The following is a 12,758-nucleotide window of genomic DNA, read 5'->3' as shown; positions in this document are numbered from 1 at the left end:
TGGCAAGGGGGCGTGCAAAGCATCGCACCACCCCTTGCAGGGCGCTGGCGGTTTACAGATCCTTGCGTGTTTCAACCAAGACCAGGGGACCTTCATCCAAGATCACCAGCGGTGGTCGTTCACGAGGCACATGCACAGGCTTAGGTTCGGCTGCAATGGCGGCTTGCACGGCAGCGATGCTGTCTGGATTGGAATTGACCCATTCCAAACCGCTGCTTTGGGCAATTGCTTGAATCTCGGCCAATGGCAAGGAGAACGATTGAATGAGCGGCATGCCTTGGCGCTTTGAACGCTCTGGGCTGTCACCGTGCGCTTCGCGTCGCGCGCGTGATTCACGCGGTTGACGTGGCTGATGTGGCTCATCGGACGGGTGTGTTTCGTGTGTCTGATGTGGGGCTTGTTCATCAGACGCAGGGTCATGCGCAGCGAGATTGAGCTCGGCTTGTTCAGGCGTGCTTTCATCTCGCGGTCCGCGCTCGCCACGCTCACGGCGGTCACGGCCGTAGCGGTCGCGCGAGCGGCGCTCACGACGTTCACCACTGTTGTCGTCGGTTTGTGGTGCTTGGACTTCTGCGCCTGTCGCATTGTCAAGTGGCAAGGCTTCTGGGTTACCGTTTTCGTCTAAACGAGGGGCGCGTTCGCGTCGGCCATCGTTGCGTTCGCCACGTGGACTGCGTTCGCGACGACCTTGGCCACCTTCACCACGCTCACCACGCTCTGAACGTTCAGCGCGGGGTTCGCGTGGATCGTTACCGTCTTGAGCGCTTTCGCCGCGCTCTTCGCGGGCCATGCGTTCGTTGCGTGCTTTGGCGCGAGCTTCGGCTTGGGCTTCAGGGGAGGCGTTGGTGTCGATGGCGGTTTGCCCTTCGAGTTGGCGGCCCTCACTCGAGCGGCCTTCGCTGCGTCCACCGCGGTTGCGGTCTTGGCGTGGGCCACGGGCTTCACGACCCCCTTCGCTGCGAGTTCCCTCGTTGCGTGACTCCGCATTGCGCTCACCACGCTCTGCACGCTCGCCACGGGCTGGGCGTTCGCCACGGTTCTCAACGCCATCGGCGTTGCGCTCATTGCGGCCTTCGGCGTTGCGTCCCTCTGGACGGTCACCGCGCTCGGCGCGGTCACCCCCACGGCCGCCGCGACCCCCACGGCCTCCTCGGCCATTGGTGCTGCGGCCATCGCGGCGTTCGCCACGTTCGCCTGGCTTTTTGTCGTCTAGGGCTGGCTTGGCTTTTTCTGGAGGGTTGGCGCTGAACAAGCCAGTGAACCAAGCCCACAAACCGCCCGATTTGGCTTCGGGTGCCTTGGCCGCAGACTTAGCGCCGCGAGCATGTGCGGGTGAGGCAGCGGTTTTGGCAGCGGCAGCTGGCTTGGGCTCATGTGCAGGCGCTGGTGCATCGGGCAACACACCTTTGATGACGGGCGTTTGCTTATTGGTGGGCTCTTGTGAGCGACGTGTCACGGCGGTGGGGTCTTCAAACTCCTCGGCCATTTTGTAGCTGGCTTCCACGCGGTCGAGGCGGGGGTCGTCATGCTTCAAGCGCTCCAACTTGTAATTGGGTGTTTCCAGCGTCTTGTTTGGCACCAGCAACACGTTCAAGCGCTGTTGGATTTCAATCTTGGCAATCTCCGTGCGCTTTTCGTTCAACAAGAACGAGGCCACTTCGACGGGCACTTGGGCGTACACGGCAGCCGTGTTGTCCTTCATGGCCTCTTCTTGGATGATGCGCAAGATTTGCAGCGCCGAGCTCTCGGTGTCACGCACGTGGCCAGAACCACCGCAGCGTGGGCAAGGAATCGAAGCACCTTCGCTCAGCGCGGGGCGCAGACGTTGGCGGCTCATTTCCATCAGGCCGAACTTGCTGATGGTGCCAAACTGCACGCGGGCGCGGTCATGGCGCAGCGCATCGCGCAAGCGGTTTTCCACGTCGCGGCGGTTGCGGCTTTCGTCCATGTCAATGAAGTCGATGACGATCAGACCACCCAAGTCGCGCAAGCGCATTTGGCGGGCCACTTCGTCGGCGGCTTCGAGGTTGGTGCGGGTCGCGGTTTCCTCAATGTCGCCGCCTTTGATGGCGCGGGCTGAGTTGACGTCCACCGACACCAAGGCCTCGGTGTGGTCAATCACAATCGCGCCGCCAGACGGCAGGTTGACGGTGCGGGCGTAGGCCGACTCGATTTGGTGTTCGATTTGGAAGCGGCTGAACAGCGGGGTTTCGTCGCTGTAGCGCTTCACGCGAGCCGCGTGCTCAGGCATGACGTGGGCCATGAACTGGTGCGCTTGCTCGTAGATGTCATCGGTGTCGATCAAGATGTCGCCGATGTCGTGGTTGAAGTAGTCGCGGATGGCGCGGATGACCAAGCTGGATTCTTGGTAAATCAAGAACGCGCCTTTGCCACCCTTGGCACCGTCGATGGCAGTCCAGAGTTTGAGCAAGTAGTTCAAGTCCCATTGCAACTCTGGTGCGCTGCGGCCAATGCCTGCAGTACGCGCGATGATGGACATGCCCTTGGGGTATTCCAATTGGTCCATCGCCTCTTTGAGTTCTGCGCGGTCGTCGCCCTCAATGCGGCGGCTCACGCCACCGCCGCGTGGGTTGTTGGGCATGAGCACAACATATCGACCAGCCAAGCTGATGAAGGTGGTCAGGGCGGCGCCTTTGTTGCCACGTTCTTCTTTCTCCACTTGGACCAAGAGTTCTTGGCCTTCTTTGATGACGTCTTGGATGCGCGCTTGGCTCACCGACACGCCTTCCATGAAGTACTGCTTGGAGATTTCTTTAAATGGCAAGAAGCCGTGGCGGTCTTCACCGTAGTCCACAAAGCAGGCTTCGAGAGACGGCTCGACGCGGGTGACGACGGCTTTGTAGATGTTGCCTTTGCGCTGTTCGCGGCCTTCGATTTCGATTTCATAGTCGAGCAGCTTTTGGCCGTCGACGATGGCCAGGCGGCGTTCTTCCGACTGGGTTGCATTGATAAGCATCCGTTTCATGATGCGGTTCCTTCACGTGTCAAATCATCACAGGCCCATGACGGGCCAACGATGCCTGAGGGGACGTCAGAGAACGAAGGGAATTGCCGCTGAAACCGGTACCGCCGCGCGAATCAAAAAGTGATCAGCGCAGGGGACGGTGGGTGGGCGCGTGGATAAGGGCAAGAATTCGCGGTTGTCCTGTTGTCGAGTGCGAGGCGTGATCGGCCAGTGCAGGGGAGACAGGGCTGGTCCAGCGGGCATGGGTTTGACGTGCAACGTAGCACACCGTCGGCGGTAAAAGCCACTTGGTGCAGAGTTCCATCAACATCATCATTGCCACAACCATCGTTTTTGCTTCTTGCAGTCATCCGTTATGAAGGCTTTTCAAAAGAGCCTCCACAACTTGGGGTATTCCATTTCGGTGTTTTCTGAGCGTCGGCTCAACTTTTGGGGCGAGGGCCACGCAGTCTCTTGGGTACTGGGTCTGCGTCTCGGGCACAAAAGGGGCATCGACCTTACCGCGTTTGTCAGTACATGGTCTAATCTGTGATAAATCAAGCACTTAGAGCAAAACGCTGGTGAATCACATTATAGGGGCTTCGGCCCCAAACCCCGCTCCTTCGGTAAAAACACTGACGGTCGACGAAGATTCGACCGGTCAGCGCTTGGACAATTTTCTCATGCGCCACCTCAAGGGTGTGCCGAAAACTCACGTGTATCGCATCATTCGCTCTGGCGAGGTGCGGGTCAACAAGGGCCGTGCCTGCGCTGAGCAGCGTGTGGAGACGGGTGATTTGGTGCGTTTGCCGCCTGTGCGCATTTCGGCTCAAGTTCAGGCCAAGGCCGATTCACCGGCCCCAGCCAGAGAGTTTCCCGTCTTGATGGAAGATGAGGCCTTGATAGCCATTGACAAGCCTGCTGGAGTTGCCGTGCATGGAGGCAGCGGCGTGAGCTTTGGCGTGATTGAGCAACTGCGCCGCGCTCGCCCGGCCTCGACCAATTTGGAGTTGGTGCACCGCCTAGACCGCGAGACCTCGGGCGTGCTGTTGGTGGCCAAAAAGCGCAGCGCACTTAAAAACTTGCAAGACCAGTTTCGCGACCGCGAAACGGGCAAAACTTATTTGGCCTTGGTGCTGGGTCTTTGGCCATCCAACAAGAAGGTGATTGACTCGCCTCTGTTCAAGTACACGGTCGAAACGGGAGTGGGCGAGGGAGAGCGCCGCGTCAAGGTGGTGGACAAAGATGACCCCAACGGCATGCGATCCATCACTTTGGTGCGTGTGGCGCGCACGGTGGGGCCTTACACCTTGCTTGAGGTGACCATCAAGACCGGACGCACCCACCAAATTCGTGTGCATTTGGCCAGTCAAGGCCACCCGATTGCGGGTGATGACAAATATGGTGACTTTGATCACAACAAACTGCTGCACAAAATGGGCCTCAAGCGTATGTTTTTGCACGCATGGCAGCTCAAGTTTCAGCACCCACAAAGTCACCGTCCTGTGAGCCTGCAAGCACCGTTGCCGCCGGAGCTCAAAAATTTTGTGGATGGCATTCAACCGCCCATCATTCAACCGCACCCAGACCTATGACCGCACGGCCTCGCCAATTTGATTTGATTGCCTTCGATTGGGACGGCACGCTGTTTGATTCCACGCAAATCATCACCCGCTGCATCCAATCAGCCGTGGTCGATGTGGGTGGGGCCAGGCCAACGGACGCGGCCGCTTCTTATGTGATTGGCATGGCGCTCATGCAGGCATTGGCCCATGCCGCGCCAGATGTGCCGCAAGACAAATACCCGCTTTTGGGCGAGCGCTATCGGTTTCATTACACCAAACACGTCAACGACATTGCCTTGTTTGATGGCGTGCTCCCTTTGTTGGCTGCTTTGCGCGAACGCCAGCACTGGCTGGCTGTGGCCACAGGCAAAAGCCGCCGCGGTTTGGACGAGGCCTTGCAAACGGCCGAGCTCAGAGGCGTGTTTGATGGATCGCGCACGGCAGACGAGACGGCTGGCAAGCCCGACCCACGCATGTTGCATGAGCTGATGCGTGAGTTTGGTGTGGCGCCCGAGCGTACCTTGATGATTGGTGACACCACGCACGACTTGCAAATGGCCGTCAATGCAGGCTGCGCCAGTGTGGGCGTGAGCTACGGCGCGCATGACCATGGCCAGTTTGAACCTCTTCATCCACGCTTCATCGCCCACTCGGTTCCGGCGTTGCAGGACTGGTTGTTGGCGAATGCATGATGGCGATGACTGACTTTGCTTCTCAAGTGACGCCCTTGTGCAACAGCGCCGACTTGACCGAAGGTGGCCGCGCCGTATCTTTTGATGTGGTGTTCGCCGGCCAAACTTGTCGCGCCTTTGCCATTCGCTTTGAAGGCCGACCGCACGCCTACCTCAATCGGTGCACCCATGTGGCGATGGAGATGGATTACCAGCCTGACCAATTTTTTGATGCCTCAGGCCGCTGGCTGCTGTGCGCCACCCACGGGGCCGAATACGCGCCCGACACAGGGGCGTGCGCAGGTGGGCCATGCCGAGGAGGCTTGGTCAAAATTGAGCTTTCCGAAGCTGACGGCGTTGTCCACTGGCATACTGCTTACAACTTGAAACCGTTCGAGTTTTTAGAATAATTTTCGAAAACCACTGACATGTCTGACCAACCCACACACCCCGAAAGCCCCAGCCACAAAACGGTGTGGGAGCGCGATACCTTAGAGCGCTTGGCGTTTGCCACCTTGGCTGAGCAACGAGCGAGTCGCCGATGGCGCATCTTTTTCCGTTTTGCGTGGCTGTCCTTGGTGGCGGCATTGCTTTGGACAGGCATGCACAAAGGTGGCGTGACAGGAGCCAGTCCGAGCCAGCCACACACTGCCGTCGTGGCGATCAAAGGTGAAATCGCTGATGGGGCTGATGCCAGTGCTGAGTGGGTGGTCACGGCCTTGCGCGCTGCGTTTGAAGACGAAGGGTCTCAAGCCGTGGTGTTGCAAATCAATTCGCCTGGCGGCAGCCCTGTGCAAGCGGGCATCATCAACGATGAAATTCGCCGTTTGAAAGCCAAGCATAAAAAGCCGGTGTATGCCGTGGTGGAAGAGTCGTGCGCCTCGGCGGCCTACTACATCGCTGTGGCGGCGGATGAGATTTATGTGGACAAGGCCAGCATTGTTGGCAGCATTGGTGTCTTGATGGATGGCTTTGGTTTCACGGGATTGATGGACAAATTGGGTGTCGAGCGTCGTTTGATGACAGCCGGTGTCAACAAAGGTTTCTTGGACCCCTTCAGCCCACAAACCAAAAACCAACGCACGCATGCGCAAACGCTGCTGGATCAAATTCATCTGCAATTCATCCAAGTGGTTCGCGAAGGCCGTGGCAAGCGTTTGAAAGAGACGCCGGAGCTTTTTAGCGGTTTATTTTGGAGTGGTGAACAAGCGGTTAGCCTAGGCTTGGCCGATGGCTTGGGCAACCTGGACTACGTGGCCCGCGAAGTTGTGAAAGCCGAAGACATCATCGATTACACCCGCCACGAAAACGTGGCCGAGCGTTTGGCCAAGCGCTTTGGGGCTGCGATTGGTGAAGGTGCCGTGCGTGCGATGCAAACCATGCCCGTGCTGCGCTAACCCCTAATTGCCGATCAAAAACACCGTGGGTTCGCTCGAAATTTCAACCTTGCCCGCACTGCGCCAAGCCTGAACAGTTTTGCAGTGCACTTGCATGGTGTCCATGGTCAATCCACTGGCTCGAGCCAGCCTTGTGGTGCCTTGAAGGCCATTCACCAAAGCCTCCCATACCGCTTGGTTGCGGTAGGGCGTTTCAATGAACAATTGGGTTTGTTTGTGTTTGGCAGCAAGGCTCTCCAACTCACGCAAACGCTGGCTTCGAGCCGCACTGTCTTGTGGCAGGTAACCTACAAACGCAAAGTTTTGGCCGTTCAAACCACTGGCAGCGAGTGCCAGCAAGAGCGACACAGGGCCCACCAAGGGCACCACCCGAATGCCCAACTCATGCGCCGCGCGCACCACCGATGAGCCGGGGTCAGCCACCGCGGGCATGCCAGCTTCGCTGACCAAGCCCACATCGTGGCCCGCCAAAGCTGCTTTGAGCATGGGCTTGGCATCAAACTCACCTGTGTGATCGCCCTTTTTGTGCACCTCGCGGGGAAGTTCGGTGATGGTGTTTTCTTGAATGGTGTTGGCCAGTGCAACATGGGCATCGACGCGCTTCAAAAAGGCACGGGTGCTTTTGGCGTTCTCGGTAATCCAATGCGTCACGCCCGCCGCCACATAGAGGGTTTTTTGCGGCAACACATCGGTGATGGCGGCTTGGGCATCGCAGCCAAAATCGAGCGGGGTGGGCACCAAGTAGAGCGTCCCTTTTGGGGTGACTGCGCTCATGGTTTCATGGCTCCCAGTAGTTCAATGCCTGCCGCGCGCAGCAGGCGAGCCGTGCGAATCAGGGGCAGGCCAATCAGGGCGGTCGGGTCATCGTTGTCGATGGCCTCTAGCAGGGCAATGCCCAGGCCTTCGCTTTTGGCGCTGCCCGCGCAGTCGTAGGGCTCCTCGGCGCGCAAATAAGTTTCAATCTCGGCGTCACTCAGGTCACGAAAGCGCACCTTGATTTGCGCGAGTTCGGTTTGTTCAAACTGGGTGTCCACGCAGACCACAGACACGGCGGTTTGAAACACCACCGTTTGGCCACGCATACGCAGTAGTTGCGCAACGGCGCGTTCATGGCTGCCGGGCTTGCCCAGGGGTTCGCCATGGAGGTCAGCCACTTGGTCTGAACCAATCACCACGGCGTTGGGGTGCAGGGCTGCCACGGCCTTGGCTTTGGCTAGACTCAGGCGAGTGGCGAGGTCGTTTGGGGCTTCGTCAGCAAGCGGCGTTTCGTCTACTTCGGGGCTGACCACGTCAAAAGGCACGCGCAGACGTTGTAGCAATTCACGGCGATAGCGGGAGGTGGAGCCCAAAATCAGGGCACGTTGGATGTTCGACATGGCTCGATTCTCTTACACTGGCACGCATGCAAACCCCTAAGAACCTTCACAACCTGGATATCAAAGCCTTTGCCAAAGCGCAGACCCACCTCACGGGCGATACACCCGTGGCAGCGTTCGAGCGCTTGGCGGCTGACTGCAGTGGTGAGTTGACAGGCCATGTGTCGTGGGTAGCGCAAGGTGCTATTGATCCAGAACAACGTGGCAAAGAGGATGTTTGGCTGCACCTAGAAGCCAAAGCCACGGTGCCCTTGACCTGCCAGCGTTGCTTGCACCCTGTGCCCGTGGCGTTGTTGATTGAGCAAGATTTCCGCTTTGTAGCCGATGAGGCCACGGCCTTGGCCCAAGACGATGCGTCAGACGAGGATCTGTTGGTGCTGGAAGACAGCTTCGATTTGATGGCCTTGATTGAAGATGAGTTGTTGATGGGTTTGCCATTGGTCCCCATGCATGAGGCTTGTCTGAGTGAGCGGGCGCCAACTTCTGAGGAAGAAGAGGCCATCTTGGCTGAAGTCAAGCCCAACCCGTTTGCCGTGCTGGCTTCGCTTAAAACGGGCCGGCATTGAAATCCGAGTAGTTGCGCTACAATAGTAGGCTAAGTGCCACGCTAGCCCAAGGTTGGTTTGTGGCCCAACGGTTTAACCTCATCAGTTCTAGGAGCCAACCATGGCTGTTCAACAAAATAAAAAATCTCCTTCCAAGCGCGGCATGCACAACTCACATGCAGCATTGACAGCGCCTGGTACCGCCGTCGAACCAACGACGGGTGAAATCCACTTGCGTCATCACATCAGCCCCACAGGTTTTTACCGTGGCCGCAAGGTGTTGAAGACCAAGTCTGAAGCTTAATTACTTCACTCTTCATTGGCCCGTGGCTGTCTTTGGCGCCTCGGGCTTTTGTTTTTTTGACGAGAAGAAACCTGCATGACCACTCTGGCTGTTGATTGCATGGGTGGCGACCATGGCCCGCGAGTCACACTGTTGGCTTGTCGCCGTTTCTTGGACCTGCACCCAGACGCCAACCTATTGCTGGTGGGCCTGCCAGAAGCACTCTCTTCTTTCGTACACCCTCGGGCTCAGGTGGTTGCAGCCTCCGAAGTGGTGACCATGGATGACTCCATCGAAGTAGCCTTGCGGCGCAAAAAAGATTCGTCCATGCGTGTGGCGATTGAGCAAGTCAAGAGCGGGTCTGCTCAAGCGGTCGTATCTGCTGGTAACACGGGCGCTTTGATGGCTATCGCACGTTATGTGCTCAAAACGATTGATGGCATTGATCGGCCAGCCATTGCCGGTCGCATGCCAGACTTCAAAGGCGGCGGCACCACCATGCTTGATTTGGGTGCCAACGTCGATTGCACCCCTGAACATTTGCTTCAATTTGCCGTCATGGGATCTGCCTTGGTCTCGGTGCTCGATAACGTCGAAAACCCCACCGTTGGTTTGCTCAACATTGGCCAAGAAGATATCAAAGGCAGCGAAGTCATCAAAAAAACTGCTGATTTGTTACGAAATGCAGCTAAATCTGGCGATTTGAATTTTGTGGGCAATGTGGAAGGCACTGACATTTACGAAGGTGTCGTGAATTTGATCGTGTGCGACGGATTTGTGGGCAATGTGGCTTTGAAAGCCAGCGAAGGCTTGGCGCGTAAAATCAGTGAAACCCTTAAAAATTCATTTACGCACAACATTTTCACGAAAATTACAGGTATCTTTGCTTATCCTGTTCTATCTGACTTCAAAGACAGGGTGGACCACCGCCGCTACAACGGTGCAGCGCTGCTGGGCCTCAACGGCATTGTTTTCAAGAGCCACGGCGCAGCAGATGATGTGGCCTTTGGTACTGCTTTGAACCGCGCGTATGATGCAGCTCACCATAACTTGCTCGAACGTGTGCGTTCTCGCATTGCCCATGCGGCTCCTCTGTTAGCCCTAGGACAATCAGACGTTTCGGCCTGAGCCACTTGATTAATGACCCTTTTCTCCCGAATCACTGGCACCGGAAGTTTTCTCCCTCCCCGCCGGCTGACCAACGCAGACTTGGTTGCTGAGCTTGCCACACAAGGTGTGGAAAGTTCAGATGAATGGATTGTTGAACGCACGGGCATCGGTGCTCGCCACTTTGCTGCATCAGACGTCAACAGCAGTGATTTGGCATTTGAGGCCTGCAAGCAAGCTTTGGCTGCCGCTGGACGCCGCCCCCAAGACATTGACCTCATCATCGTTGCCACGTCCACACCCGACATGGTGTTTCCTTCGACGGCAGCGATCTTGCAGCACAAACTTGCCCAGCTAGACGCTGAGGCTTCAGGCATTGCGGGCGCCCCCGCCTTTGACGTGCAAGCGGTGTGCAGCGGCTTCATTTATGCGCTGACCGTGGCTGACGCGATGATTCGTGCTGGCAACGCCAAACGTGCCTTGGTGGTGGGTTCTGAAGTCTTCTCGCGCCTGCTTGATTTCAAAGATCGCACCACGTGTGTGCTCTTTGGTGATGGTGCTGGTGCAGTGGTGTTGGAGGCCTCAGACACCCCCGGCATTTTGGCCACCGACATCCATGCGGACGGCAAATATGTGGGCATCTTGTGTGTGCCGGGCCACGTGTGTAACGGCAGTATTTTGGGCGATCCTGTCCTCAAGATGGACGGCCAAGCCGTGTTCAAGCTGGCGGTGGGCTTGCTTGAAGGCGCTGCCCGCGCCGTGCTCGACAAAGCTGGCTTGACGGAGGCCGACATCGATTGGCTGGTGCCGCACCAAGCCAACATTCGCATCATTCAAAGTACGGCCAAAAAGCTCAAACTTTCGATGGACAAGGTGGTGCTGACGGTTCATGACCATGGCAACACTTCGGCAGCCTCGATTCCGCTGGCCTTGGACCATGCGGTGCGTTCAGGTCAAGTCAAGGCTGGCCAAACGCTCATGCTTGAAGGTGTGGGCGGTGGCTTTACTTGGGGCGCTGTGCTCGTCAAGATGTAAGTCTGTCCCAAACTTGCTTCGTCCATCCTCTAGAGACCTCTTATGAATTCATTTGCCTTTGTATTTCCTGGCCAAGGCTCTCAATCGGTTGGCATGCTCGACGCTTGGGGTGACAACCCTGCAGTGGCTCAGACCTTGGTCGAAGCCTCAGACGCTCTGGGCGAGGACATGGCCAAGCTCATTCACCAAGGTCCTAAAGAGGCTTTGGGGCTGACCACCAATACCCAGCCCGTGATGTTGGTGTCAGCTGTGGCGGCTTACCGTGCGTGGTTGGCTGAAGGTGGCGCTGTTCCTAGCGTGGTGGCTGGGCACTCGTTGGGTGAGTACTCTGCTTTGGTCGCCTCTGGCGTGTTGACACTGACCCAAGCCGCGCCTTTGGTGCGTTTTCGCGCCCAGGCCATGCAAGAGGCTGTGCCTGTGGGTACAGGCGCTATGGCAGCTATTTTGGGTATGACGGCGTCACAAGTGGTGGCGGGTTGCGCCGAAGCACAAGCCACCTTTGGCGCAGGCTCAACCGAAGTGGTAGAGGCTGTGAACTTCAACGACCCAGGCCAAACCGTGATTGCTGGCAGCAAAGCCGCTGTGGAAAAAGCCTGCGACGTACTCAAAGCCAACGGCGCCAAGCGTGCCTTGTCGTTGCCTGTGTCCGCGCCATTCCATTCCAGCTTGATGAAGCCAGCGGCCGAGCGTTTGAAAGAAAAACTCGCTGCCACTGTTTTTGCTGCTGCGCAAATTCCGTTGGTCAACAACATTGATGTGGCGGTGGAAACCGATGCCCAACGCATGCGCGATGCGTTGTATCGCCAAGCGTTTGGCCCCGTGCGTTGGGTTGAGTGTGTGGCGGCTATCAAGGCGCGAGGTGTTAGCACCTTGGTCGAATGTGGACCAGGCAAGGTTTTGGCTGGCATGGTCAAGCGCATCGACGCAGACTTAACGGGCTGGCCTTTGTTTGACCCCGCCACCTTGGCTGACGTCAAAACTGCATTGGCCTAATTCAAAGAGAACAAACATGAGCGACAACACACAACACATTGCCTTGGTCACGGGCGCTTCGCGCGGCATCGGTGCAGCCATTGCGCAAGAGTTGGCCCAGCAAGGCTACTTGGTTATCGGCACGGCCACATCAGATGACGGTGCTGCCAAAATTTCTCAAGCTTTGTCTGCGCACGCGGGTTGCCGAGGTGCCAAGCTGAATGTCAACGATGCAGACGCAATCGACACTTTGTTAGAGCAAATCACCCAAGACCACGGCGCCTTGCATGTGTTGGTGAACAACGCGGGAATCACCCGCGACACCTTGGCCATGCGTATGAAGGACGACGATTGGGACGCCGTGCTCGACACCAATCTCAAAGCTGTGTTTCGCATGTCACGCGCCGTGATGCGCCCCATGATGAAGCAGCGCTATGGCCGCATCATCAGCATCACCAGTGTGGTGGGCGCTTCTGGCAATGCGGGCCAGGCCAACTACGCTGCGGCCAAGGCAGGTGTTGCTGGCATGACCCGCGCTTTGGCGCGTGAGGTGGGCAGCCGCGGCATCACAGTCAATTGTGTGGCCCCAGGCTTTATCGAAACAGACATGACGGCTTCGTTGCCCGAAGCACAACAAAAAGCCTTGCTGGGTCAAATCCCTCTGGGACACCTAGGCAAACCTGCAGACATTGCACATGCCGTGGCCTATTTGGCTGGTGCACAGGCCAGTTATGTGACGGGTCAAGAATTGCATGTCAACGGCGGCATGTTCATGGCTTGAAGCCATTTACGTCAAAACCTCATACAGAATCAATACGGTCAGTCCGTCCGGTTAAAATAGC

At 57.4% G+C, this 12,758-nt stretch carries 14 protein-coding genes; 10 read left to right on the top strand and 4 right to left on the bottom strand.

All coding sequences use genetic code 11. The features are described from left to right. Positions 1 to 52: 52 nt before the first annotated feature. Together V7Q41_RS01035 and V7Q41_RS01030 are read right to left on the bottom strand one after the other, a co-directional pair. On the bottom strand, positions 53 to 2,986 hold the full coding sequence (locus V7Q41_RS01035) for an Rne/Rng family ribonuclease (RefSeq protein ID WP_333841645.1): 2,934 nt from the start codon (positions 2,984 to 2,986) through the stop codon (positions 53 to 55). A gap of 124 nt (positions 2,987 to 3,110) precedes the next feature. Further along, positions 3,111 to 3,290 (bottom strand): hypothetical protein, encoded by a 180-nt coding sequence (locus V7Q41_RS01030; RefSeq protein WP_333841642.1) that lies wholly within the window; start codon positions 3,288 to 3,290, stop codon positions 3,111 to 3,113. A 256-nt stretch (positions 3,291 to 3,546) separates the two neighbouring features. Between V7Q41_RS01030 and V7Q41_RS01025 the strand changes: the two genes are divergently transcribed. Genes V7Q41_RS01025 through V7Q41_RS01010 form a run of 4 tightly spaced genes read left to right on the top strand, consistent with a single transcriptional unit; the run spans position 3,547 to position 6,598 of the window. Beyond that, positions 3,547 to 4,560 (top strand): RluA family pseudouridine synthase, encoded by a 1,014-nt coding sequence (locus tag V7Q41_RS01025; RefSeq protein WP_333841640.1) that lies wholly within the window; start codon positions 3,547 to 3,549, stop codon positions 4,558 to 4,560. Next, positions 4,557 to 5,222: an HAD family hydrolase gene (locus tag V7Q41_RS01020; protein WP_333841638.1), complete on the top strand. Its 666-nt coding sequence runs from the start codon at positions 4,557 to 4,559 to the stop codon at positions 5,220 to 5,222. Before V7Q41_RS01025 ends, V7Q41_RS01020 begins: the two co-directional genes overlap by 4 nt. Positions 5,223 to 5,227: 5 nt before the next feature. Then, complete coding sequence (locus V7Q41_RS01015; protein WP_333841636.1) at positions 5,228 to 5,611, top strand: Rieske (2Fe-2S) protein; 384 nt, start codon at positions 5,228 to 5,230, stop codon at positions 5,609 to 5,611. Between the two features lie 18 nt (positions 5,612 to 5,629). After that, on the top strand, positions 5,630 to 6,598 hold the full coding sequence (locus V7Q41_RS01010) for a S49 family peptidase (RefSeq protein WP_333841633.1): 969 nt from the start codon (positions 5,630 to 5,632) through the stop codon (positions 6,596 to 6,598). 3 nt (positions 6,599 to 6,601) lie between these two features. On the opposite strand, the gene V7Q41_RS01005 is transcribed toward V7Q41_RS01010, so the two are convergent. Together V7Q41_RS01005 and V7Q41_RS01000 are read right to left on the bottom strand one after the other, a co-directional pair. Then, positions 6,602 to 7,372 (bottom strand): SAM-dependent methyltransferase, encoded by a 771-nt coding sequence (locus tag V7Q41_RS01005; protein ID WP_333841630.1) that lies wholly within the window; start codon positions 7,370 to 7,372, stop codon positions 6,602 to 6,604. Next, the gene (locus V7Q41_RS01000; protein WP_333841627.1) at positions 7,369 to 7,974 is read right to left on the bottom strand and encodes a Maf family nucleotide pyrophosphatase; all 606 of its coding nucleotides are present in this window, start codon (positions 7,972 to 7,974) and stop codon (positions 7,369 to 7,371) included. The genes V7Q41_RS01005 and V7Q41_RS01000 overlap by 4 nt, the downstream gene beginning before the upstream one ends. A 26-nt stretch (positions 7,975 to 8,000) precedes the next feature. On the opposite strand from V7Q41_RS01000, the gene V7Q41_RS00995 reads away from it, so the two are divergent. From V7Q41_RS00995 to fabG, 6 genes are all read left to right on the top strand, one after another. Then, positions 8,001 to 8,540: a YceD family protein gene (locus tag V7Q41_RS00995; RefSeq protein ID WP_333841624.1), complete on the top strand. Its 540-nt coding sequence runs from the start codon at positions 8,001 to 8,003 to the stop codon at positions 8,538 to 8,540. A gap of 100 nt (positions 8,541 to 8,640) precedes the next feature. After that, complete coding sequence (gene rpmF, locus V7Q41_RS00990) at positions 8,641 to 8,823, top strand: 50S ribosomal protein L32 (RefSeq protein WP_324498126.1); 183 nt, start codon at positions 8,641 to 8,643, stop codon at positions 8,821 to 8,823. A gap of 75 nt (positions 8,824 to 8,898) precedes the next feature. Next, positions 8,899 to 9,930 carry a phosphate acyltransferase PlsX gene (gene plsX / locus V7Q41_RS00985; RefSeq protein WP_333841616.1) on the top strand — a complete coding sequence of 344 codons (1,032 nt, stop codon included), beginning with the start codon at positions 8,899 to 8,901 and terminating at the stop codon, positions 9,928 to 9,930. A 12-nt stretch (positions 9,931 to 9,942) separates the two neighbouring features. After that, entirely contained in the window at positions 9,943 to 10,944 is a 1,002-nt protein-coding gene (locus tag V7Q41_RS00980) for a beta-ketoacyl-ACP synthase III (protein ID WP_333841614.1), read from the top strand. Positions 10,945 to 10,986: 42 nt separating this feature from the next. Beyond that, a complete protein-coding gene (gene fabD / locus V7Q41_RS00975; protein WP_333841612.1) occupies positions 10,987 to 11,937 on the top strand; it encodes an ACP S-malonyltransferase in 951 nt (316 codons plus the stop codon). Positions 11,938 to 11,953: 16 nt separating this feature from the next. After that, complete coding sequence (fabG, locus tag V7Q41_RS00970) at positions 11,954 to 12,697, top strand: 3-oxoacyl-ACP reductase FabG (protein WP_333841609.1); 744 nt, start codon at positions 11,954 to 11,956, stop codon at positions 12,695 to 12,697. The last annotated feature ends 61 nt before the right edge of the window (positions 12,698 to 12,758 follow it).

This window comes from Limnohabitans sp. (assembly GCF_036804465.1).
Taxonomy (GTDB): Bacteria; Pseudomonadota; Gammaproteobacteria; order Burkholderiales; family Burkholderiaceae_C; genus Limnohabitans.
Note: the sequence above shows the minus strand (reverse complement) of the source record. Positions and strands in the feature narration are given on the sequence as shown.

What these genes read in the sequence shown, in the direction of transcription:
- V7Q41_RS01035 (WP_333841645.1), bottom strand. Translation starts at nt 2,986, where the DNA reads ATGAAACGGATGCTTATCAATGCAACCCAGTCGGAAGAACGCCGCCTG.
- V7Q41_RS01030 (WP_333841642.1), bottom strand. Translation starts at nt 3,290, where the DNA reads ATGGAACTCTGCACCAAGTGGCTTTTACCGCCGACGGTGTGCTACGTT.
- V7Q41_RS01020 (WP_333841638.1), top strand. Translation starts at nt 4,557, where the DNA reads ATGACCGCACGGCCTCGCCAATTTGATTTGATTGCCTTCGATTGGGAC.
- V7Q41_RS01015 (WP_333841636.1), top strand. Translation starts at nt 5,228, where the DNA reads ATGACTGACTTTGCTTCTCAAGTGACGCCCTTGTGCAACAGCGCCGAC.
- V7Q41_RS01010 (WP_333841633.1), top strand. Translation starts at nt 5,630, where the DNA reads ATGTCTGACCAACCCACACACCCCGAAAGCCCCAGCCACAAAACGGTG.
- V7Q41_RS01005 (WP_333841630.1), bottom strand. Translation starts at nt 7,372, where the DNA reads ATGAGCGCAGTCACCCCAAAAGGGACGCTCTACTTGGTGCCCACCCCG.
- V7Q41_RS01000 (WP_333841627.1), bottom strand. Translation starts at nt 7,974, where the DNA reads ATGTCGAACATCCAACGTGCCCTGATTTTGGGCTCCACCTCCCGCTAT.
- V7Q41_RS00995 (WP_333841624.1), top strand. Translation starts at nt 8,001, where the DNA reads ATGCAAACCCCTAAGAACCTTCACAACCTGGATATCAAAGCCTTTGCC.
- rpmF (WP_324498126.1), top strand. Translation starts at nt 8,641, where the DNA reads ATGGCTGTTCAACAAAATAAAAAATCTCCTTCCAAGCGCGGCATGCAC.
- plsX (WP_333841616.1), top strand. Translation starts at nt 8,899, where the DNA reads ATGACCACTCTGGCTGTTGATTGCATGGGTGGCGACCATGGCCCGCGA.
- V7Q41_RS00980 (WP_333841614.1), top strand. Translation starts at nt 9,943, where the DNA reads ATGACCCTTTTCTCCCGAATCACTGGCACCGGAAGTTTTCTCCCTCCC.
- fabD (WP_333841612.1), top strand. Translation starts at nt 10,987, where the DNA reads ATGAATTCATTTGCCTTTGTATTTCCTGGCCAAGGCTCTCAATCGGTT.
- fabG (WP_333841609.1), top strand. Translation starts at nt 11,954, where the DNA reads ATGAGCGACAACACACAACACATTGCCTTGGTCACGGGCGCTTCGCGC.